We start from the raw sequence: 19,955 nt of genomic DNA, 5'->3' as shown, positions 1-19,955 counted from the left end.
CTCACGCAGCGACGACACAAGGCCCGCGCTACAGTGAACTTTTTGTGCTGGCTATGGGTCACATCATTGCGAATGTGATCCTGGCAAGAAACAAAATTTAATCTTGAGATAGCGCAGGCAACTCTCGTCTCCTCGCGCCGTGCAGAGCGGATTCGAGGAAGAATGTGGTGATAGTCGGGTAACGGTCTAATCGCGTTGGTCTACATTTTTACGAGGGATACATCATGGATAATCAGAAATCTACCGAGGGAAAAGGCAGCGACGCAAGCCGCGAGGGCGCGGGTTCGAGCATCGGCAAGAGCCAGAATTCCGGCATGAGCCAGGGCAGCGGTGCTTCGGGCAGTAGCCAGAGCAGCTCGTCGAGCAGCAGCCTCGGCAGCGCCAACGCCTCGCCAAGCAGCGCCAAGCCGGCTACTGCCAGCAGCACCGGTGCCGTCGGCGGCACCAGCAACTCCAGCAACTCCGGCAGCATGCAGAGCGGCGCACAAAGCTCGGGCAACCTGGGCAGCAGCACGAACAAGCAAAGCGGCTCGTCGGCATCGAGCGGCGCCGGCAGCAGCGGCAGCCTGAGCGGCTCGACCGGCAGCAGCGGCAACAGTGCACTCGGCTCGAGCGGCAGCAGCAGCAGCGGCATGGGCAGCAGCGGCATGAGCGGCAGCAGCACCGGCAGCAGCTCCGGCACGACCGCCAGCAGCAGCGGCAGCATGGGCGGCGCCAGCGCGCAGTCGGACTCGTCCTCGTCGGGCGGCGGCCAGTCGATGTCCTCGGGTGGCGGCATGAAGGGCGCCATGGCCAACATGTCACCGGACAAGGCGCACGAGAAGATCGACCAGCTCGCGCAGGGCGCGCAGCCACTGGTCGACCGCATCGTCAGCACCGCGCACGCCGGTGTCGACCGCCTCAGCGGCATGCTGAGCGGCGCATCGGAAAGCCTGGGCCAGCGCAAGGGCCAGCTGGGCGAAACCTACCAGAACTACTCGGCCAAGAGCACCGAGTACGTCAAGACCAACCCGGGCACCGCCCTGCTGGTCGCGGCGGGCGTCGGCTTCCTGCTGGCCAAGCTGCTGGGTGGCTCGAGCAGCTCGGAGCGCCGCGAGTATCGCTACTACCGCGACTGATCCAGCTGCGGCAGCCAGCAACAACCCGGCGGACTTCGGTCCGGCCGGGTTTTTTTCATGCGCACGGCGGCCTATTCGCCGCCTGCGCTGTGTCGGCCGCTTACTTGATGGGGTCGGAAGCCGGCGTCTTGACCGCTGCCTGAGGACGCTTGCGGCGCAGGCGTCCCGCCTGGCGTTTCATGAAGTGCTCGAAGTCGTCCACATAGGTGAACACGGCCGGCACCACCAGCAGGCTCAGCAGCGTCGAGGTGATCAGTCCGCCGATCACGGCGATCGCCATCGGCGAACGGAAGGCCGGGTCGCCCGACAGGCCGAGCGCTAGCGGCATCATGCCGGCGCCCATGGCGATGGTGGTCATCACGATCGGGCGCGAGCGCTTGTGGCAGGCGTCGACCAGGGCGTCGAAGCGGTTCATGCCGGCCTGGCGCGCCAGGATGGCGTAGTCCACCAGCAGGATCGAGTTCTTGGTCACGATCCCCATCAGCATGATCAGGCCGATCATGGTCGGCATCGACAGCGCGTTATGGGTCAGCAGCAGGGCCACGAAGGCGCCGCCGATCGACAGCGGCAGCGCGGCCAGGATGGTCACCGGCTGCATGAAGTCGTTGAACAGTAGCACCAGCACGCCGTAGATGCACAGCACGCCGATGGTCATCGCGATGCCGAAGCTGGCGAACAGGGTCTGCATCTCCTGGGCGTCGCCCAGTTCCGCGATCGCTACGTTTGGCGGCAGGTTCTTGAAGACGGGCAGGGCGCGCGCCTCGTCGTTCACTTCGCCCAGCGAGCGTCCCTGCAGCTCGACGTCGAGCGTCACCTGGCGGCTGCGGTTGAGACGGTCGATCTGGGCTGGGCCGCTTTCCATCGTGATGGTGGCGACGTTGGCCAGCATGACCGGGCCGCGTGCGCCCGGCACCGTGAGCCGGCCGATGGCGTCGAGGTCGGCCCGTACGGTATCCGGGAGCTTGACGCGGATCGGCACCTGGCGCTCGGCCAGGTTCATCTTGGCCAGCGAGATATCGTAATCGCCGGCGGTGGCCACGCGCACCGTCTCGCCGATCGCGGCGGCGGTCACGCCCAGGTCAGCCGCGCGCGCGAAGTCGGGGCGCACGATGATCTCCGGGCGCACCAGCGAGGCACTGGAACTGACGTTGCCGATGTTCTGCAGCGTGCGCAGTTCGCGCTCGGCCTGGCGCGCGGTCGCCACCAGGGCTTGCGGATCCTCGCTGCGCAGCACCAGCTGCATCTTGGTGCCGGTATCGTTGGCGCCGACGTTGAAGCGGGCGCCAGGAATCTGCGCCATCTTCGCGCGCAGCCTGCGCTCGATATCGGAAATGCCTGCGTCGCGTTCGCCGCGTTCGACGGTAGACACGGTCAGCACGGCGCGCCGCGCCTCGGCCGCGGCGCCCGGTGCAAAGGCGTCGCCGCTGGAACCACCGCCGATCGAGCTGAATACATGCCGCACTTCAGGCACACCCATCGCCGCCAGGCGCGCCTGTTCGGCCACCGCATGTGTCTCGGCCAGCGTGGAGCCCGGTGGCAATTCGACCGTGACCTGGGTCTGCGAGCGGTCGCCCGGGGGTACGAAGCCGGTCGGCAGCAGCGGCACCAGCGAAATCGACGCCACGAAAAACAGGGCAGAAGCAATCGCCGTCACTAGGCGGTGGCGCAGGCACCATTGCATTGCGCGCATGTAGCGGCGCATCAGCGGACCGTCCTTTTCCTCGCCATGCTGCTTGGCCGGCTTGAGCAGGTAGGCCGCCATCATCGGCGTCAGGAGGCGCGCCACCACCAGCGATGCCAGGATGGCGATCACCGCGGTCCAGCCGAACTGCTTGAAGAACTTGCCTGCGATGCCGCCCATGAAGGCGGTGGGCAGGAACACCGCGACCAGGGCGAAGGTGGTGGCGATCACCGCCATCCCGATCTCGTCGGCAGCCTCCAGCGCCGCCTCCATCGGGGTCTTCCCCATGCGCAGGTGGCGCGAGATGTTCTCGATCTCGACGATGGCGTCGTCCACCAGCACCCCGATCACCAGCGCCAGCGACAGCAGCGTCACCATGTTCAGCGTATACCCGAACAGGTACATGCCGAGAAAGGCCGGAATCACCGACAGCGGCAGCGCGGCGGCGGCGACCAGGGTCGCGCGCCAGTCGCGCAGGAACCACCACACCACCAGCACCGCCAGCACCGCGCCTTCGTACAGCATCTCCATCGAGGCGTCGAAGTTTTCCTCGACCGGCGCCGAGTTGTCGACCACCTGGCGCAGGACCACGTTCGGGTGTTCCTTCTGCAGTTCGGCGACCGCGGCGCGCGCGCCTTCGGCCACATCCACCTCGCCCGCGCCGCGGGTGCGGAACACCTCGAAGCCGACCACCTTGCGCCCGTCGTACTCGGCGATCGCGCGCGGTTCGGACACGGTGTCGCTGACGGTGGCCACCTGCTCCAGCTTGACGTGGCGTCCGTCCGGCAGCGGGATGTCCAACTGCGCCAGTTCCTGCGCCGACTGCACGGTGGCGATGGTGCGCACCGATTGTTCGGCCCCGCCGACGTCGCCGCGTCCGCCGGCCGCTTCGCGCTGCACCTGGCGCAGCTGGCGCGACACATCCAGCGCCGACACCTGCAGGGCGGCCATGCGCTGGTCGTCGAGTTCGACCCGGACCTCGCGGGTCACGCCGCCCACGCGCTTGACCGCACCAACGCCCGGCACGCTCAGCAGGCGCTTGGCGACGTCGTTGTCGACGAACCAGCTCAGCTCCTGGTCATCCATGGCGCTGCCCGCACCCGGGGCCGGCATCGCGATGAAGGTCGTCACCACGCGGCCGGCAGTGGCGGCCTTGGTCACGGTCGGGTCGCGCAGCTCCGGCGGCAGATCGGCGCGCACCCGCGCGACGGCGTCGCGCACCTCGTCGACGGCTTCCCCCAGGTTCTTCTCGAGGACGAACTCGACGGTGATGGTGGCCACCCCGTCGAGCACGTTGGTATAGATGTTCTTGACTCCTTGCAGGGTCGCGACCGAATCCTCGATCTTGCGCGCCACCTCGGTTTCGAGCTGGGCGGGTGCCGCGCCTTCCAGCGTGGCCGAGACGGTGACAAAAGGCAGTTCGATGTCCGGGAAATCCTGGACCTTGTTGGCATTGAAGGCCAGCAGCCCCGCAAAGGTCAGCAGGACGAACAGCATGATCGCCGGGATCGGGTTGCGGATCGACAGGGCGGAAAAGTTCATGAAGGCTCTCCGCTCAGCGCGCCGCCTGGCGCGGCGCGGCCGCCGGTGCCGGCGCCGGGACATTGCGCACGAGATCCCCATCGTTCAGGAAACCCGCGCCGCTGACCACGATCGGGGTGCCGGCCGCCAGCCCGCCCGTGATCTCGACCCGGTCGCCGAGGCGGCGGCCGGTTGTGACCTTTAGCTGGCTCACGCGGCTGTCGCGGTTGAGGCGGAACACGTAGCTGAAGCCGTCGCGCACGGCGATCGCCCCCTGCGGCACGGTGAGGGCGTTGGTCGCGCCCAGGTCGAAGCGGCCGCTGGCGAACATGCCGGCCTTGAGCGGGGCGTTGGCCGACAGCGAGGGCGGCAGGTCGACGTAGACCAGGGCCAGGCGCGTCTGCGGGTCGACGGTCGGCGCCACCGTGCGCACCTTGCCGGTGATTTCGCCCCCGCTGGCGGCGCGCACGGTCGCGCGCATGCCCGGCTTGATGCGTCCCAGGTCGTTCGAGGTGACTTCGGCGCGCCACTCCAGGCGGCCCTGGCGGATCATGCGAAACAGCTCGGTGCCGGGTCCGGCGACCGCGCCGACGGTGGCGCTGCGCGCCGAAATGATGCCGCTGTCCGGCGCCACCACGGTGGCCTGGCGCAGCCGCAGCTGCTGCTGGGACAGGGTGGCCTGGGCCGAACTGACGCGTGCCTGGGCGGTGCGCTCGGCGGTCAGGAGCTGGGTGACCTGCTGCTCGCTCAGCGCGCCGGAACTGCGCAGCGCACGCGCGCGGCCGGCATCGGCACGGGCCGCGCCCAGGTTGGCCTGTGCCTCGGCCAGTGCCGCCCTGGCCTGTTCGACATCGGCGCGCACGGTCTCGCTGGCGAATACGGCCAGGGTTTGTCCCTTCTTGACGACATCGCCCACGTTCACCCGCACTTCGCTCAGGCGCAGGCCGTTCGATTCGCTGCCGATGACGGCTTCCTGCCAGGCGGCCACGCTGCCGTTGGCGCCCAGGCCAAGCGGCAGGGTGGTGGTCGAAGGCTGGCCGGTGGAGACGGTCAGCGCCGGGGTCGGCGCGGCCGCCTTCTCGTCCTTCGCGGTGGCGCGCGTGGGCAGCGCCAGGGCGATGGCGAAGCAGAGCGTCGCGCCGGCGGCGGCGGCCAGTGGAAGGGGAATCGTCAGGGGGAGGCGGCGCAGGGTAGGCATGGTCGTCGTTGAGCTGCGGATCAAGCTGTTAAGTGTAGCAAAGATGCAATGCATGCACGATTCATGCGTTCGCCTGGGCACGGTCTCGCTCGCCTGGAAAATACAATGGCGATTGCGCAGTGCAGCAATCCCTGCCGAGGCAGCACCTGATCGCTATGCGTAGGGTGGTCGGGTCCCCCGCCCACGCGGTGATTGTTGGAAGGTGAACAGGCGAGCGGGCTGCAATACCGGGTTTGAACAGGTACGCGGGCACGCGCTGTTGCAGCGCACAAAAAATCGCGCTATATTGGGTGCGTCTCCTCCAGTTTTCTCCGAAAATTGGATTATCGCCCGCCAGCCGCAAGCTGCGCGGGCGCTTTTTTTGGGGAAACGCGCCCGCCCGTTCAGGGAGCCAGGGTCCACGCGACGTCCGCGCCCTGGAAGGCGCCCGCGCGCCAGGTCAGCACCAGCGTGTCGCGGTAGCCGTGTTCGCCGAGCGGCTGGATCGGCGTCGATTCGTGGATGACGGCGGCATCGTCGAGCAATAGCAGGGTCCACGGCTCCTCCATCGTGAAGCGCTTGCCGGCCGGGCCGTCGGCCTCGAACACGCGGGTCTCGCCGCCCTTGATGTCGTGGCGCCCGACCAGGATCACGGCCACGAAATCGACGCCGTCGCGGTGCGCGCCTTCCGGCGTCGGGCGACCGATGCCGTCGGCGGTGTCGATGCGGAACTGGTGCGCTTCCACGTACCAGGTATGGCGCCCGCGCACGTGCGAGCAGACGTCGCCCAGCGCGCGCAGCAGGCGTGCCCAGGCCGGATTGGCAGCCGTCTGCGGCTCGACCGGCGCGAACAGGCGCTGCATGCCGCCGTGCAGGGCGTTGTACTCGACCGGCTGCCAGTGCGGCCGGTGCGGCACCTGCACCAGGGCGTCGCCGCCCTCGTCGCTTTCGTGGATGAAGCAGGAATGGCGGCGTCGCCGGTAGCGGCCGCCGTCCTTCAGGTAGTTGTCGAGCTCGAGCCGGTCCCAGCTCGGTGCCAGCGACCGCAGCTCGTCGAGCGTGCAGCTGGCCAGGCGGGCCAGGTCGGCGGGAGGCAGCAGGGCATAGCCCTCGCTGCGTATGGTCTGCGCCAGCTGCGAGGGATCGGTATAGGGAAGTTCAGGTGTCGTCATCCGGCTAGCGTAGCATTTTTCCACGCCCCCGGCCCGGGCCCTACCAGTTCTTGCTGAAGCTGAGGCGGAAGGAGCGTGGCTCGATCGGGTGGAAGTGGATGTCTTCGACGGCCTGCGCCTCGTTCGCCAGGCGCGATGCGTAGTGGTAGTCGATCGCCGAATCGCGCCGGTTGGCCAGGTTGAAGCCTTCCAGTTCGATGCGCATGTCCTTGCCGATCCGGTAGCCGATGCGGCCGTTGAGCGTCAGGCTGGCGCGCGAGCGCACGCTATTGTCCTCGATGAGCGGTCGCGGGCCAAAATAGCGCAGGCGCAGTGCGCCCGACCAAGGGCCCATGCGCTCCACCGTCAGTCCGGCCTGGGCCACGCCTTCGACCGCGCCGGGGATGCGCTGGCCACCGGCTTCGCCGCCGCGCGAACGGGCGCGCGCGTAAGCCGCGTCGAAGTTCAGCGTCAGCCATTTGTTGGCGCGCACGCTGTTCGACAGCTCGACGCCGTAGCGCCGGCTCGGATCGCCCGCTTCCGTGTTGCCGGCGTCGCCGATATAGGTCAGCTCCGAATCGAAGTCGAGGCGGTAGACCGATACCGTGGTTTCCGTCTTCGGGATCGCCACCGTGCGCAGGCCCAGCTCCAGGCCACGCGAGCGCACCAGGCCCGGGGTGCGCTCGACCGCATCGCCGGACTTCGGATCGATCCCCGCCACGGTGCCGCGCGCATCGTTGCTGTGGAAGCCGTGGCCAACATTGAAGTACAGCTCGGTGTGCTGCCATGGGCCATAGGCCACGCTCAGCGAAGGCGTCAGCAGAGAATCGCGCGCGCGGCCGGTATTCTCCGCGCGGTCGCTGTCGACATCGAAGCGGTAGCCATTGGCGCGCACGCCCACCACCGTGCGCAGGGCCGGGCTCCACATGGTGGCGTTTTCCAGGTAGACGGCAGCGCTGCCTTCGACAATGTGGTCTTCGCGCGTGGTCGCCAGGCGCCGGCGCGCGCGCGTGTCGTACAGACCGTTGAAGATGTTGTCGTTCTGGAGCTGGAAGCCGACCGTCATGTCCGAGGCCATGGCGCCGTCCGCGCTCTTGTAGGCGTGCCAGGTATGGCTGCCGTCCACGCCCGCCGTCACGCGCCGGTCCGGCTGGGCGAACTGGTCGCCGTTGACCGGATCGTTCAGGAAGTAGGTGAAGTTCGAGTACAGGTCGAGCTGGTTGCGGATCAGGTAGGCGCTCAGGCTGCTCGCCGTGTCCTGGGTGGTGCGGCGCCAGCTGCCCGACACGCTGCTGCGCTCCGCCTGGCCGCCGTCGCTGGTGTCGAGGGCGTCGAAGCGTCCGAGCTGGCCGCTTGCCAGCGCGCGCAGCGGGATCTGGTCGGTGGCATTCCAGTGGCCGCGGAAGTGCATGGCGGTCACGGTCCAGCCATTGTTGGCGTAGCCGCGGCTGTAGCGCAACACGGCGTTGATCTTGCGGTAGCCATCGGGGCGCGTCCAGGGGCCGTCGTTCTTCATCAGTTCCAGCGCGTACAGCAGGTGGCCACCGGCCAGTTCCGGCGAGCCGGCCAGCACGCTGCGCGCGTACCGGTCCTGGCCCAGCGTGACGGTAGCGAGCGGCGCCACCAGCCGGTTGGCGTAGGCGAGCGAAGCCTTGCCGGCCGAAGAGAAATCGCCGTCCGTGGCCGAGTAAGGACCCTTGCGGTAGTCGAGGCGGGTGACGATCTCCGGGATCAGGAAGTTCAGGTCGGTCCAGCCCTGGCCATGCGCATGGCTGCGCTGGTTGACCGGCATGCCGTCGACCCAGGTGGCGAGGTCGGTGCCGTGGTCCAGGTTGAAGCCGCGCAGGTAGAACTGGTTGGCCTTGCCTTCGCCGCTATGCTGGCTGGCGATCAGGCCGGGTGTCGCTTCCAGCAGTTCGCCGGGGCGGTAGACGGTGCGGTTGGCCAGGTCCTTGCTGCCGACGCTGCCGGAGCTGGCCGAGTCGGTCATGCCGATCTGGCTGCTGCGCGAGCCTTCGACCAGTACGCGTTGCAGGACGAAATCGTCGGCCAGGGCCGGCAGGTGGACGAACAGCGCGCAGACCGCGCAGGCGATGGGGGTGCGGGTGGAACGAAGCGGCATCAGGGTGTGTCTTGTTGCGCCGGCTGTTCGACAGCGGCCTGGGTGAACGTCAGCGAGCGGATCGCGCCCGCGTTGTTGAGGTTGACGGTGTTGACCTGGTCCGGCAGGAAGTCGACCAGCACGCCCTGGTGGATCGCGGCGGTCTTCGACAGCGGCGTGTTCTCCAGCTCCTGGTAGATCACGACGCTTTGCGAATCGGTCGTCATGCCGACCCAGCGCACCGGCAGGCGCGCCCCGTCCGGGCCCTTGAGCCAGAAGCGTCCCTCGACGTACTTGCGCAGCACGGCCTGGTCTTCCGGATCGGTCAGGTCGAACTGGCGCCCGTAGGTGTTCATCAGGAGCGCTTCGATGTCGTGCGCCATGTAGGTGTGGACGATTTCCGTGCTGCGGGTGCGTTCGTTGAACGCGAGCTCGGTGATCCCCATGTGGAAGCGGTGCGCGCCCGCCGCCGCGCTCAAGCACAGCAGCGCGGCGGCGAACAGGGTTTTCAGACGCATCATGAGCATCACTCGGCCTTCGTGGCGGCGGCCGGCGCTTTCGGCGGCGCCAGCTTGGTGTTGAAGTCGCGCATCAGGTTCTCGCCCGCGTCACGGTTGGTCTTGAACAGCTCGAGGCGCGACGGCACCGGCTTGGCCGGCCAGGCATTGTTGCTGACGTCGATGTCGGCGGTTTCCCAGTACGGGTCCTGCGTCAGGCCGACGACCGGCTCGTCGGTGATGAAGAGCTTGGTGATCTTCTTCGGCGTATAGCGCCACACCTCGGCCGGAATGCGCTCGATGACTTTCTTGCCGCTCTTCAGTTCGAGTTCGACGATCAAGGGCGTGACCAGGCCGCCCCTGTTGCTGAAGTCGACCAGGTAGAAGTGCTTGCCTTCCTTGAGCAGGTTCTTTTCCCAGTCTTCCAGGCCGGCGACCAGTTCGTTGAACTTGTTGCGGTCCTTGTTGGTGACCGTGAAGTCGTCGTGCTCGTTGTAGAAATCCTTCAGCTCCGGATAACGGTCCACGCGGCGCTGCATGCCCTTGTTGCGCTGGTCGATGATCGACATCGCTTCTTCCTGCTTGCGCGCGCGCTGCCAGGCCTTCTCGACTTCCGGGTCCTTGCTGCTCATCGTGTACTCGGTGATGCCGTCCACGCTCACGTCCACCGCGTCGGTGGTGTAGAACCAGCCGCGCCAGAACCAGTCGAGATCCGTGCCGGAGGCGTCTTCCATCGTGCGGAAGAAGTCGGCCGGGGTCGGACGCTTGAACTTCCAGCGCTCGGCGTATTCCTTGAAGGCGAAGTCGAACAGTTCGCGGCCGAGGATGGTCTCGCGCAGGATGTTCAGGGCGGTGGCCGGCTTGGCGTAGGCGTTGTTGCCGCGCTGGAGGGTCGACTCGGCATTGGTCATCACCGGCACCTGGTTGGTGCTGCGCATGTAGTCGACGATGTTGCGCGCCTCGCCGCGGCGCGACGGGTAGTTGTCTTCCCAGGCTTCCTCGGCCAGGAACTGCAGGAAGCTGTTCAGGCCCTCGTCCATCCAGGTCCACTGGCGCTCGTCCGAGTTGACGATCATCGGGAAGTAGTTGTGGCCGACCTCGTGGATGATCACGCTGATCAGGCCATACTTGGTGCCCTTCGAATAGGTGATCTCGCCGGTCTTCTTGTCCTTCACCGGGCGCCCGGCGTTGAACGAGATCATCGGGTATTCCATGCCGCCGATCGAGCCGTTCACCGAGATCGCGGTCGGGTAGGGGTAGTCGAAGGAATACTTGTTGTACTGCTCGATGGTGTGGATCACGGCGGCCGTCGAGTAGCGCTCCCACAGCGGGTTGCCTTCCTTCGGGTAATAGGACATGGCCAGCACGTCCTTGTCGCCGCTCTTGATGGCCTGGGCGTCCCAGATGAACTTGCGGCTCGAGGCAAAAGCGAAGTCGCGCACGTCCCTGGCCTTGAAGTGCCAGGTCTTGGTGGTTTTCGAACGGCCTTTTTCGGCGGCTTCCGCTTCCGCCTGGGTGACGATGATGACGGGCTTTTTGGCGGTCCGGGCCTGCTGCAGGCGCTCGCGCTGGACCGCGCTCAGGACCGCATTCGCGTTCTGCAGCTCGCCGGTGGAGGCGACGATGTGGTCGGCCGGGACGGTCAGCTGCACGTCGTAGTCGCCGAACTCCAGCGTGAATTCGCCGTCGCCCATGTACTGCTTGTGCTGCCAGCCCTTGACGTCGTAGTAGGCCGCCATGCGCGGGAACCACTGGGCCGACAGGTAGATGTCGTTGCCATCGTCGAATTTTTCGAAGCCGGTGCGGCGGCCGACCACGTTCGCTTCGGGGACGTTGAAGGTCCAGGCCAGGTTGAACGTGGTGCGCGCGCCGGGTTTCAGGGGCTGCGGCAGGTCGATCCGCATCATGGTCTTGTTGACCGTGTGACGCAGCGCGCGGCCATCGCTGCCCGTCACGCCCGTGACCTGGATGCCGCCTTCAAAGCGATGCTGCGAGAGGGTGGCCTTCAGGCTGTCGAACTTGACGCCGTCGCCGCCACGCGCCTGCCAGGCCTCGCGCGAGGGCAAGGTCGACATGCGGCGGTTGTCCGAATCGGCGCGGAACATGTTCTGGTCCAGCTGCACCCACAGGTAGTTCAGGGTGTCCGGGGAATTGTTGGTGTAGGTGACGCTGCCCGATCCCGTGATGACGCGCTTGACCTCATCGAGGCTGGCGCGCAGGCGGTAGTCGGCGCGCTGCTGCCAGTAGCGGTGGCCCGGCGCGCCGGAAGCGGTGCGGGTCTCGTTCGGGGTCGGCAGCAGCTCGTCGAGCTGGCGGAACTTGTCGTCGAAGGCGGGCGCGGCGTGCGCGCTGCCAGCCAGGAAAAGGACAGCCAGGGCGGCCTGCAGTGGTTTGAGTGTCATGCTGATCGGTCGTCGTCGATAAAGAAACGGCAGGGCGCGTGGCCCTGCCGGTGATGGGCGGTGGTCCGCCCGGGTGTCGAAGATGGCTTACTCGGCCTTCGGCGCCTCGTCCTTCTGGCCGGCCGCTTTCGGCGGCGCCAGCTTGGTGTTGAAGTCGCGCATCAGGTTGCCGCCCGCGTCACGGTTGGTCTTGAACAGCTCCAGGCGCGACGGCACCGGCTTGGCCGGCCAGGAGTTGTTGCTGACGTCGATGTCGGCGGTTTCCCAGTACGGGTCCTGGGTCAGGCCGACGATCGGCTCGTCGGTGATGAAGAGCTTGGTGACCTTCTTCGGCGTATAGCGCCACACTTCGGCCGGAATGCGCTCGATGACTTTCTTGCCGCTCTTGAGTTCGAGTTCGACGATCAGCGGCGTCACCAGCCCACCCTTGTTGCTGAAGTCGACCAGGTAGAAGTGCTTGCCTTCCTTGAGCAGGTTCTTTTCCCAGTCTTCCAGCCCGGCCACGGTTTCATTGAACTTGTTGCGGTCCTTGTTGGTGACCGTGAAGTCGTCATGCTCGTTGTAGAAGTCCTTCAGTTCCGGGAAGCGGTCGACGCGGCGTTCCATGCCCTTGTTGCGCTGGTCGGTGATCGAGACCGGCTCTTCCTGCTTGCGCGCGCGCTGCCAGGCCTTTTCGACTTCCGGGTCCTTGCTGCTCATCGTGTATTCGGTGATGCCGTCCACGCTCACGTCCACCGCGTCGGTGGTGTAGAACCAGCCACGCCAGAACCAGTCGAGGTCCGTGCCGGAGGCATCTTCCATCGTGCGGAAGAAGTCGGCCGGGGTCGGGCGCTTGAACTTCCAGCGCTCGGCGTATTCCTTGAAGGCGAAGTCGAACAGTTCGCGGCCGAGGATGGTCTCGCGCAGCACGTTCAGCGCGGCGGCCGGCTTGGCGTAGGCGTTGTTACCGAACTGCAGCAGCGACTCGGAGTTGGTCATGATCGGCACCTGATTCTGGGTGCGCATGTAGGGCACGATCGAACGCGGGTGGCCGCGCATCTCGTCCCAGTCTTCTTCCCAGGCTTCCTGGGCCAGCGACTGCACGAAGGAGTTGATGCCCTCGTCCATCCAGGTCCACTGGCGCTCGTCGGAGTTGACGATCATCGGGAAGTAGTTGTGGCCCACCTCGTGGATGATCACGCCGATCAGGCCGTACTTGGTGCGCTTCGAGTAGGTCAGTTCGCCCGTCTTCTTGTCCTTGACCGGGCGTGGCCCGTTGAACGAGATCATCGGGTATTCCATGCCGCCCACCGGGCCGTTCACCGAAATCGCGGTCGGGTACGGATAGTCGAAGGAGTACTTGCTGTACTGTTCGATGGTGTGGATGATCGCGTGGGTCGAGTAGCGCTCCCACAGCGGGTTACCCTCTTTCGGGTAGTAGGACATGGCCATCACTTCGTTCGGGCCCGACTTGATGCCCTGCGCGTCCCAGATGAACTTGCGGCTCGAGGCAAAGGCGAAGTCGCGCACGTTCCTGGCCTTGAAGTGCCAGGTCTTGGTGCTGGTGGCGCGGCCTTTCTCGGCGGCTTCGGCCTCGGCCTGGGTCACGATCAGGACCGGCTTCTTGGCCGTGCGCGCCTGGCGCAGGCGTTCGCGCTGGGTGGCGGTGAGCACCTGGCCCGGGTTCTGCAGTTCGCCGGTGGAAGCGACGATGTGGTCCGAGGGCACGGTGATCTGGACGTCGTAGTCGCCGAATTCCAGCGTGAATTCGCCGGCGCCCAGGAACTGCTTGTGCTGCCAGCCATACACGTCGTAGTAGGCCGCCATGCGCGGGAACCACAGGGCGATCTCGAACAGGTCGTTCTTGTCGTCGAACTTCTCGTAGCCCGAGCGGCCGCCGAGGATCTTCTGCTCGTTGATGTTGTAGTGCCAGTCGAGGCTGAACGAGACCTTCGCGCCCGATTTCAGCGGCTGCGGCAGGTCGATGCGCATCATGGTGCCATTGATGGTGTACTTCAGCGGACGGCCGCCACTGTCGCGCACGTTGCGGATGTTGAAGCCGCCTTCGAAGTTGTTCCCCTCGAACAGGTTGCGCATGGCATCGAACTTCACGCCATCGCCGCCGCGCGCCTGCCAGGCATCGCGCGAGGGCAGGGTGGCGGTCTTGCGGGCCGCCGAATCCGGCTTGTAGATGTTCTCGTCCAGCTGCAGCCAGAGGTATTTCAGCGTGTCAGGGGAATTGTTGTGGTACGTGATGCTGCCCGAACCGGTGAGCGAACGCTTGTTCTCGTCCAGCGTGGCGCGCATCTGGTAGTCGGCGCGCTGCTGCCAGTAGGCCTGGCCCGGGGCACCCGAGGCGGTGCGCACGGCGCCCGGCGTCGGCAGCAGCTCATCGAGCTGACGGAATTTGTCGTCGAAAGGCACGGCGGTAGGCGGAGCGGCCAAAACGGAGGCGCTGAGGCACAGCGCGGCCAGCCCGATGGGCAGACGTATCATATTTCCCCTGGAATTTTAATTGGAATAGGAAAAAGTATTCTAGCTTTACCCATTCGGCAATTGTTTGCTGGAATTGTAAAAAAGCTGATACATGATGCATATGTGTCGCGCGCGCATGGCTGGTTGCCGGGCTGTCATGCGAACACGCCAGTCCAGGGGGCCAGCTTCACGTCCAGGGCACGTTCCACCAGCCAGAATCCGGCTACCAGCGCGATGGTGGCCGAGCCGCCGAGCATGACGACACGCCGGTAGAACTGGCCATTGCGCAGCCACCACGCCAGTGGCAGGAACGCGGCGACGATGGCCAGCTGCCCCAGTTCCACACCCAGGTTGAAGCCCACCAGCGACATCAGCAGCGTGCCCTGCGGCAGCCCGAGGTCTGCCAGCACACTGGCGAAGCCGAAGCCGTGCAGCAGGCCGAAGCCAAAGGCGAACAGCACCCGGCCACGCTGGTAAAGCGGTCGCAGGTTGTTCAGGGCCGCCACGATCACCGAGGCGGCGATCGCCGATTCGACCAGGCGCGAGGGCAAGGCCAGGATCCCCAGGGCGGCCAGGGTGAGCGTCAGCGAGTGCGCCAGCGTGAAGGCGGTGACGACCCGCACGACGTCGAGGCCGGCGTCACGGAAGCCCGCGCGTCCGATCCACTGCCTGTCGCGGTAGAGCAGCACGGCTGGCAACAGCAGCGACAACAGGAACAGGATGTGGTCGAAACCGATCCAGATGTGCCACACGCCTTGCCCGATATATTCAATGAGCTGGCGCCAGCGCGCCGGCTCGGCGAGCCGCAGCCGCGGCCGGGCATTGTCGGGCCCGAGGATGGCGGTCGAGGTGGCGGCTCCATGGCGCAGGGCCAGCAATCCGCGGTGCTGCGGGTCGAGCTCGGCCAGCAAGGTGTAGCCGATCGCCAGCGATTCCACCGGAGCGCCGCAGGCGCCGCGCAGCATCAGCACCGTGTAGGCGCCGTCCGTGTGGTGATCGACCAGCTGCTGCGTGACCTGCAGCGGGCAGTCGCCGGCGTCGCCCGACAACTTCAGGCGGGCCAGCGCATAGGCCGCGATCGCGCCATGGCGGGCGCGTACCTCATCCCAGGTAAGGGCGCCGTCGCCGTTGGTGTCCAGGCCAACGGCCAGCTCGAGGTCACGCAGGGCGATATCCCAGCGGCCTTCGATGCGCTCGCCTTCCACCGCCAGGTTCAGGTAGCTGTCGCTGGCCTTGTGGGCGTGGACGGCCGGCGCCCATGACAGGGCCAGCGCGGCAAACGCCGCAAGCAGCAAGGTAGACAGGCGCCCCATCATGACGCCGCTCCGCGGCGGGCTACGGCGACGTCAAGGCTGCGGTCTTCGAGCTTGCTGTGCCGCAGCCAGTCGCGCACCAGGCCAGCGGCGTCGCTGTCGCCGCTGGCCGCGGCGGCGCGCGCCAGGATGCGCAGGTCGGCCGGTTCCTTCTGCACGGCCCAGTTGAGCTTGGCGAGGCGAACGGCCTCGGCCGGATTACCGGCCAGCGCCAGCGCATAGCGCGCTTCTTCGCGGCGGTGCACCGTGTCGCCACGGCGCCGCGCCGCGTCGAAGCGCGCCCGCAGGGCCTCGCGCTGGCGCGCAGCGTCGGGCGACCCGAGCGCGGCCAGCGCAAGGGCCTGGCGCAGCAGCAGGGCATCGGCCTGGGTATGCCCGTTCAGCAGGGTCAGTACCTCGCGCGGCCGGCCGCGCTCGAGCAGGAAATCGGCATATGCTGCAAGCAGGTAGCTGTCCTGTGGGTCGGCCCGCAGGGCACTACCGAAGTGGCGTTCGGCCGCGCTGTATTCGCCGAGCCGTTCCGCCATCTCCGCCAGCAGCGTGGCAGACCAGGCGCGCAGCGGGGCGGGCGCATCGGCCCGGGCAGCCAGGGTGCGCGCCAAGCCATCGTAACTGGTGCGGGCCGTGCCGCTGACGCTGCCGACGGCGGCCAGGCAGGTCTGCAGCACCAGGTCCGGCGCCCGTCCGAACAGGCGCGCGCAACTGCTGCGGGAACCGGCGTAATCGCCAGTCACCTGCAGGATGGTAGCGCGGGTCAGCCAGGCCTGGGCATTGCCCGGATCGCGCCGCACTACTTCGTCGAGGTCGGCCAGCGCGTCGGCGAAGGCATGGGTGCTTTGCGCCAGGGTGGCGCGCAACACCAGCACCTCGGCCGGGGTGCGCTCGCGCGGCAGCCTCCACCAGGGGGCCAGCGCCGCCTGGGCATAGCCGAGGTAGCGTGGATCGCCGTCGCGGCGCGCCTGTTCGATGCAGCGTCGCGCGAGCGCGGACGCGCGCATGATGTCGGACGGATTTGCCGCCAGCTCGGCCCGTAGCTGACCGAGTTCGCGCTGGACCGGATCGAAGCGCGCCGGGAGGCGTTCCAGGACCTGCTGGCCGCTGGACGGAATGTAAGGTGCTGCACCGGCGCTGCAGGACAGCAGCAGCGCCAGCAGCAGGGAATAAGTCTTGGACATCATCGCTCCATGCTGTTGCGGGGACGACGGGACAGGACACTGCGTCCCGTCGTCAGGTCAGGCCGGTTCAGCTTGCCGGCAGGGGCGCAGGCTCGGTGTTTTCCGGCGTGGTCGCGACAGCACTGTCGATCGCAACCGGTTCATCGTTGTCGAGCAGCGTGGCCACGCGCGCGGCGACCAGCGAGAAGAACGAATCGGTCGTCGTACCTGGAGGCGTGGTGCCGGTGGGCGGCGTCTCGGCTACGCGCTCGCGCTCATTGCTGCCGCCACAGGCGGCCAGCAGCAGGGCCAGCGACACCAGCAAGGGACCGGTGCGGGAATAGGGGATCCTGGAAGTCATCGCGTTCTCCTCTTACTGGTTGCCCGGCAACGGGGTATTCAGGTAGGGGAAGGCTGGCTTGAACGAGGCCGCGGTCTTGCGCACCCCATCGGTCAGGGCCAGGCCGCCAGCGGGCGCGTCGGCCGGCTTGCAGCCTACGCCGAGCGCATCGTTGGCGCCGGTCAGCACGCACAGCGCACCCATCGAAACGCGTAGCGCGATGTCGACGATGTCGTCGGCCGGACGGCGACCATTCGGGAAGCCGGCGTTGTCGCCCGCCGCCACGCCCATCGGATTCTGCGCCGCCTGGGTGGTCGGTGCGATGCTGGTGTTCAGGCGCAGCATCTCGGAAGCCACCACGTTCTTCGGCTGGTTGACACCCGGCAAACCTTTGAGGAAGGCCGTCACCAGGTCGTTGCGCGGGAAGTTGGTCGGGGCCTTGGCGGAAGGGAACAAGGTCTCGATCAGGGCCGGCAGGACAGGATTGGTGACGTAGGCGAGGAATTGGCCATCATCCTTCGGTTTCGAGGTGTTGAAGCGGTCCTTGTCGTCCATGCCGACGATGACTTCGTTCACCAGCGGCATGCCAAGGCGCGACACCTGGGCCCAGGCACCGCCTTCCTTGACAGCGTTGTTGATGCCGCTGGCAGGCGTCGGGTTGATCAGGCGGCCCTGGCGCATGCTGGCGGTGGCATAGGCCCCGATCACCGGCTCGCCGGCCACGGTCACGCAGCTGATCGGCAGTTCGAGCGCGATGGCGCTGACGTTCTTGTTTTCCAGGTCGTTCTTGTTGCCGTTGACCTCGGCGCCGAGCGGGTTCAGGTTGACCAGGTCGAAGATCTTGCCGACCGCAATATAAAACGGCTCCTTGCGCTGGCCGACGAACACGCGGCCGGTGCCACAACCAGGGATGGCGACATCGTAGATATGCTGGTTGGCATAGGTTTCGTAGCCACCGCTTCCGCCGAAGGTCTTCTCGCCGATGTGATCGACCGGCTTGTCGAATTCGGTGGCGCCGCCCGTCGCGGCAAGGCGGGTGCGGGTACCAGTGCGGCGGTCGCCCTTCACCATGTCGATGGTGTAGGTTTCCCGGACGTTGAGCGAAGCTGGATTGACGCCAGTGATGGTGTTCGAGTTGATGAGAGGGATCAGGACCTGCTTGCCGCCGACGGTCAGGGCGGTACGCTTCGACGTGCTCTTGAAACGGAACTGGAAGGAGATGTCTTCCTTGGCGTCGCCATTGTTGTCGACGTGGATCTCATACAGGGCATTGTTATCGAACTGGTAGAAATTCGGGCCGCCTTGCGGATCCTGGAAGGGAATGAAGTTCGCGATCATGGTCACGTAGCCTTCGCGTCCAGGCGCATAACTGCGGAACATGTAGAAGTCGGTGCCGTCGACTTTTGGCGCATTGGTCAAGAAGGGCGCTTCGCGATGGCTCGATGCTGCGGCCGGAAGCGCGAGCGCGGTCAAAACCGCACCCGACAGGACGGCAGCGGCCCAAGGGGCATTCTTTCCAAGTTGCATGTCATTCTCCTCGTTGAAGTAATTGTTCCCCATAGGGGTTGCGAACCTGCTTAGACGCAAGAACGCCGCAGCAATGGCTATCAGGGATATACGCATGGCATGGCGGACCGGATTCAAAATAATTTTTTTGCATTGTCCATACGTAATCATGCTAAGTTCTTGCTTGGCAAAACCGTCAAAATATTCATCGGCGCGAAGGCAGTCCCGTGCTTCAGTCATCAAATTCGCTAGATCCATTAGATCTCAACCAGTATTTACGTGGCGCTGCGCAGAAAGACGCACTTGCTTTTAGGAATTTGTATGAAGCGAGTTCGCCGCGCCTGTACGGCTTGGCGCTGCGTATCCTGCGCCGGCGCGAGCTCGCCGAAGAGGCATTGCAGGAGAGCTTCGTGTCGATCTGGCATCACGCTGGCGACTACCAGGCCAGCCTCTCCGCGCCGATGACTTGGATGACGACCATCGTGCGCAACAAGTCCTTCGACCTGTTGCGGCGCACGCAGGCCGAGATCCAGATCGAGGGCGACGATTTCGACGAAGCCGTGCTGGCCACCTTGCGCGACCCGGCCGCGAATCCGGCCGATGCCCTCGAGTTGAGCAGCGAGGCGAAGGCGCTGGCGATCTGCATGTCGGCGCTCGAGGAAAAGCACCGGCATGCTGTCGGCCTGGCTTTCTTCCATGACCTGTCGCACAGCGAGGTGGCACACAAGCTCGCGCTTCCGCTCGGGACCGTGAAGACCTGGATCCGGCGCAGCCTGGCGCGGCTCCAGGCCTGCCTGAGCGCCGGTGGGAGGTCGGCATGAATTTGCGTGGCAAGCCGATCCTGCGCGACAGGCTCGCGGCAGGCTATGTGCTGGGTACCTTGCGCGGCCGCGCGCGCCGCGGCTTCGAGGGCTACCTGCATCACGACGCCGCACTGCGGCGCACGGTCGCCGAGTGGAACGAACGGCTCGGGGCAATGGCAGAATTCGCGCCGGCGGTAAGGCCCCGCAAGCAGGTCTGGCGCGCCATCGCGACCCGGCTGGGCGTGCGCGCGCCTGCGCCGGCCTGGCAGTTCTGGCGTCATGGCGCGCTGGGGTATTGGCGCAGCCTGGGCGTCGCCTCGAGCATGGTGGCCGCGTTGCTACTGGTGACGGTCATGCAGGAAAGGCGCGCGCCGGCCGTCAGCGATATCGCTACCCTCACCGACGAGCAGGCTCGCACCGCGCTGGTGGTGCTGGCCGACCGCGAACGCGAGCGCCTGAGCGTGCGCATACTGGACGCCCGGCCGCTCGCGTCGGGCAAGGTGCTGCAACTGTGGGCGGTACCACAGCAGGGCAAGCCGCGCTCGCTGGGCGTACTGGAAGGCGGACGCGTACTGGCACTGCCGCTCACGCGCGCGGCGCTCGGCGCCGACGTCGCGCTGCTGGCAGTCAGCCTGGAGCCGACTGGCGGATCGCCCGATCCCGAGGGTCCGAGCGGACCGATCCTCTACAAGGGTGCGTGGGTCCGGGTGATGTAAGGCGCTGTCGGCAGAGCTGCA

At 66.5% G+C, this 19,955-nt stretch carries 15 protein-coding genes; 3 read left to right on the top strand and 12 right to left on the bottom strand.

Annotation, left to right across the window (positions count from 1 at the left end):
* Positions 1–232: 232 nt before the first annotated feature.
* Positions 233–706 (bottom strand): hypothetical protein, encoded by a 474-nt coding sequence (locus LCI23_RS15205; RefSeq protein ID WP_224947290.1) that lies wholly within the window; start codon positions 704–706, stop codon positions 233–235.
* Here LCI23_RS15205 and LCI23_RS15200 point away from each other — a divergent pair.
* A complete protein-coding gene (locus LCI23_RS15200) occupies positions 705–1,118 on the top strand; it encodes a YqjD family protein (protein ID WP_224947289.1) in 414 nt (137 codons plus the stop codon). The genes LCI23_RS15205 and LCI23_RS15200 overlap by 2 nt on opposite strands.
* Before the next feature lie 100 nt (positions 1,119–1,218).
* On the opposite strand, the gene LCI23_RS15195 is transcribed toward LCI23_RS15200, so the two are convergent.
* From LCI23_RS15195 to LCI23_RS15145, 11 genes are all read right to left on the bottom strand, one after another.
* Complete coding sequence (locus tag LCI23_RS15195; protein ID WP_224947288.1) at positions 1,219–4,341, bottom strand: efflux RND transporter permease subunit; 3,123 nt, start codon at positions 4,339–4,341, stop codon at positions 1,219–1,221.
* 13 nt (positions 4,342–4,354) lie between these two features.
* Positions 4,355–5,518 (bottom strand): efflux RND transporter periplasmic adaptor subunit, encoded by a 1,164-nt coding sequence (locus tag LCI23_RS15190; protein WP_224947287.1) that lies wholly within the window; start codon positions 5,516–5,518, stop codon positions 4,355–4,357.
* 383 nt (positions 5,519–5,901) lie between these two features.
* Positions 5,902–6,669 carry a 2OG-Fe dioxygenase family protein gene (locus LCI23_RS15185; RefSeq protein WP_224947286.1) on the bottom strand — a complete coding sequence of 256 codons (768 nt, stop codon included), beginning with the start codon at positions 6,667–6,669 and terminating at the stop codon, positions 5,902–5,904.
* Between the two features lie 40 nt (positions 6,670–6,709).
* Entirely contained in the window at positions 6,710–8,770 is a 2,061-nt protein-coding gene (locus LCI23_RS15180; protein WP_224947285.1) for a TonB-dependent receptor, read from the bottom strand.
* The gene (locus tag LCI23_RS15175) at positions 8,770–9,270 is read right to left on the bottom strand and encodes a DUF6702 family protein (RefSeq protein WP_224947284.1); all 501 of its coding nucleotides are present in this window, start codon (positions 9,268–9,270) and stop codon (positions 8,770–8,772) included. The genes LCI23_RS15180 and LCI23_RS15175 overlap by 1 nt, the downstream gene beginning before the upstream one ends.
* A gap of 5 nt (positions 9,271–9,275) precedes the next feature.
* Positions 9,276–11,648 carry a M1 family metallopeptidase gene (locus LCI23_RS15170; RefSeq protein ID WP_224947283.1) on the bottom strand — a complete coding sequence of 791 codons (2,373 nt, stop codon included), beginning with the start codon at positions 11,646–11,648 and terminating at the stop codon, positions 9,276–9,278.
* Positions 11,649–11,735: 87 nt separating this feature from the next.
* Positions 11,736–14,123 carry a M1 family aminopeptidase gene (locus LCI23_RS15165; RefSeq protein ID WP_224947282.1) on the bottom strand — a complete coding sequence of 796 codons (2,388 nt, stop codon included), beginning with the start codon at positions 14,121–14,123 and terminating at the stop codon, positions 11,736–11,738.
* Between the two features lie 134 nt (positions 14,124–14,257).
* Positions 14,258–15,418 (bottom strand): HupE/UreJ family protein, encoded by a 1,161-nt coding sequence (locus LCI23_RS15160; protein ID WP_224947281.1) that lies wholly within the window; start codon positions 15,416–15,418, stop codon positions 14,258–14,260.
* Positions 15,415–16,593 (bottom strand): hypothetical protein, encoded by a 1,179-nt coding sequence (locus LCI23_RS15155; RefSeq protein ID WP_224947280.1) that lies wholly within the window; start codon positions 16,591–16,593, stop codon positions 15,415–15,417. The genes LCI23_RS15160 and LCI23_RS15155 overlap by 4 nt, the downstream gene beginning before the upstream one ends.
* A 64-nt stretch (positions 16,594–16,657) precedes the next feature.
* The gene (locus tag LCI23_RS15150) at positions 16,658–16,930 is read right to left on the bottom strand and encodes a hypothetical protein (protein WP_224947279.1); all 273 of its coding nucleotides are present in this window, start codon (positions 16,928–16,930) and stop codon (positions 16,658–16,660) included.
* Between the two features lie 12 nt (positions 16,931–16,942).
* Complete coding sequence (locus LCI23_RS15145; protein ID WP_224947278.1) at positions 16,943–18,436, bottom strand: DUF4331 domain-containing protein; 1,494 nt, start codon at positions 18,434–18,436, stop codon at positions 16,943–16,945.
* A gap of 206 nt (positions 18,437–18,642) precedes the next feature.
* Between LCI23_RS15145 and LCI23_RS15140 the strand changes: the two genes are divergently transcribed.
* On the top strand, positions 18,643–19,236 hold the full coding sequence (locus tag LCI23_RS15140) for a sigma-70 family RNA polymerase sigma factor (protein ID WP_224947277.1): 594 nt from the start codon (positions 18,643–18,645) through the stop codon (positions 19,234–19,236).
* Positions 19,233–19,934: an anti-sigma factor domain-containing protein gene (locus LCI23_RS15135; protein WP_224947276.1), complete on the top strand. Its 702-nt coding sequence runs from the start codon at positions 19,233–19,235 to the stop codon at positions 19,932–19,934. Before LCI23_RS15140 ends, LCI23_RS15135 begins: the two co-directional genes overlap by 4 nt.
* The last annotated feature ends 21 nt before the right edge of the window (positions 19,935–19,955 follow it).

This window comes from Massilia sp. MS-15, from assembly GCF_020176695.1.
GTDB classification, from domain to species: domain Bacteria; phylum Pseudomonadota; class Gammaproteobacteria; order Burkholderiales; family Burkholderiaceae_D; genus Telluria; species Telluria hydrophila.
This window is presented reverse-complemented; position numbering and strand designations above follow the sequence as displayed.

Bases quoted from the DNA above. Each gene is read 5' to 3' on its own strand.
- LCI23_RS15175 (WP_224947284.1), bottom strand. From the start codon at position 9,270: ATGATGCGTCTGAAAACCCTGTTCGCCGCCGCGCTGCTGTGCTTGAGC.
- LCI23_RS15135 (WP_224947276.1), top strand. From the start codon at position 19,233: ATGAATTTGCGTGGCAAGCCGATCCTGCGCGACAGGCTCGCGGCAGGC.
- LCI23_RS15160 (WP_224947281.1), bottom strand. From the start codon at position 15,418: ATGATGGGGCGCCTGTCTACCTTGCTGCTTGCGGCGTTTGCCGCGCTG.
- LCI23_RS15200 (WP_224947289.1), top strand. From the start codon at position 705: ATGGGCGGCGCCAGCGCGCAGTCGGACTCGTCCTCGTCGGGCGGCGGC.
- LCI23_RS15150 (WP_224947279.1), bottom strand. From the start codon at position 16,930: ATGACTTCCAGGATCCCCTATTCCCGCACCGGTCCCTTGCTGGTGTCG.
- LCI23_RS15195 (WP_224947288.1), bottom strand. From the start codon at position 4,341: ATGAACTTTTCCGCCCTGTCGATCCGCAACCCGATCCCGGCGATCATG.
- LCI23_RS15165 (WP_224947282.1), bottom strand. From the start codon at position 14,123: ATGATACGTCTGCCCATCGGGCTGGCCGCGCTGTGCCTCAGCGCCTCC.
- LCI23_RS15190 (WP_224947287.1), bottom strand. From the start codon at position 5,518: ATGCCTACCCTGCGCCGCCTCCCCCTGACGATTCCCCTTCCACTGGCC.
- LCI23_RS15205 (WP_224947290.1), bottom strand. From the start codon at position 706: ATGCTGCCGCTGCTGCTGGCGGTCGTGCCGGAGCTGCTGCCGGTGCTG.
- LCI23_RS15170 (WP_224947283.1), bottom strand. From the start codon at position 11,648: ATGACACTCAAACCACTGCAGGCCGCCCTGGCTGTCCTTTTCCTGGCT.
- LCI23_RS15180 (WP_224947285.1), bottom strand. From the start codon at position 8,770: ATGCCGCTTCGTTCCACCCGCACCCCCATCGCCTGCGCGGTCTGCGCG.
- LCI23_RS15155 (WP_224947280.1), bottom strand. From the start codon at position 16,593: ATGATGTCCAAGACTTATTCCCTGCTGCTGGCGCTGCTGCTGTCCTGC.
- LCI23_RS15185 (WP_224947286.1), bottom strand. From the start codon at position 6,669: ATGACGACACCTGAACTTCCCTATACCGATCCCTCGCAGCTGGCGCAG.
- LCI23_RS15145 (WP_224947278.1), bottom strand. From the start codon at position 18,436: ATGCAACTTGGAAAGAATGCCCCTTGGGCCGCTGCCGTCCTGTCGGGT.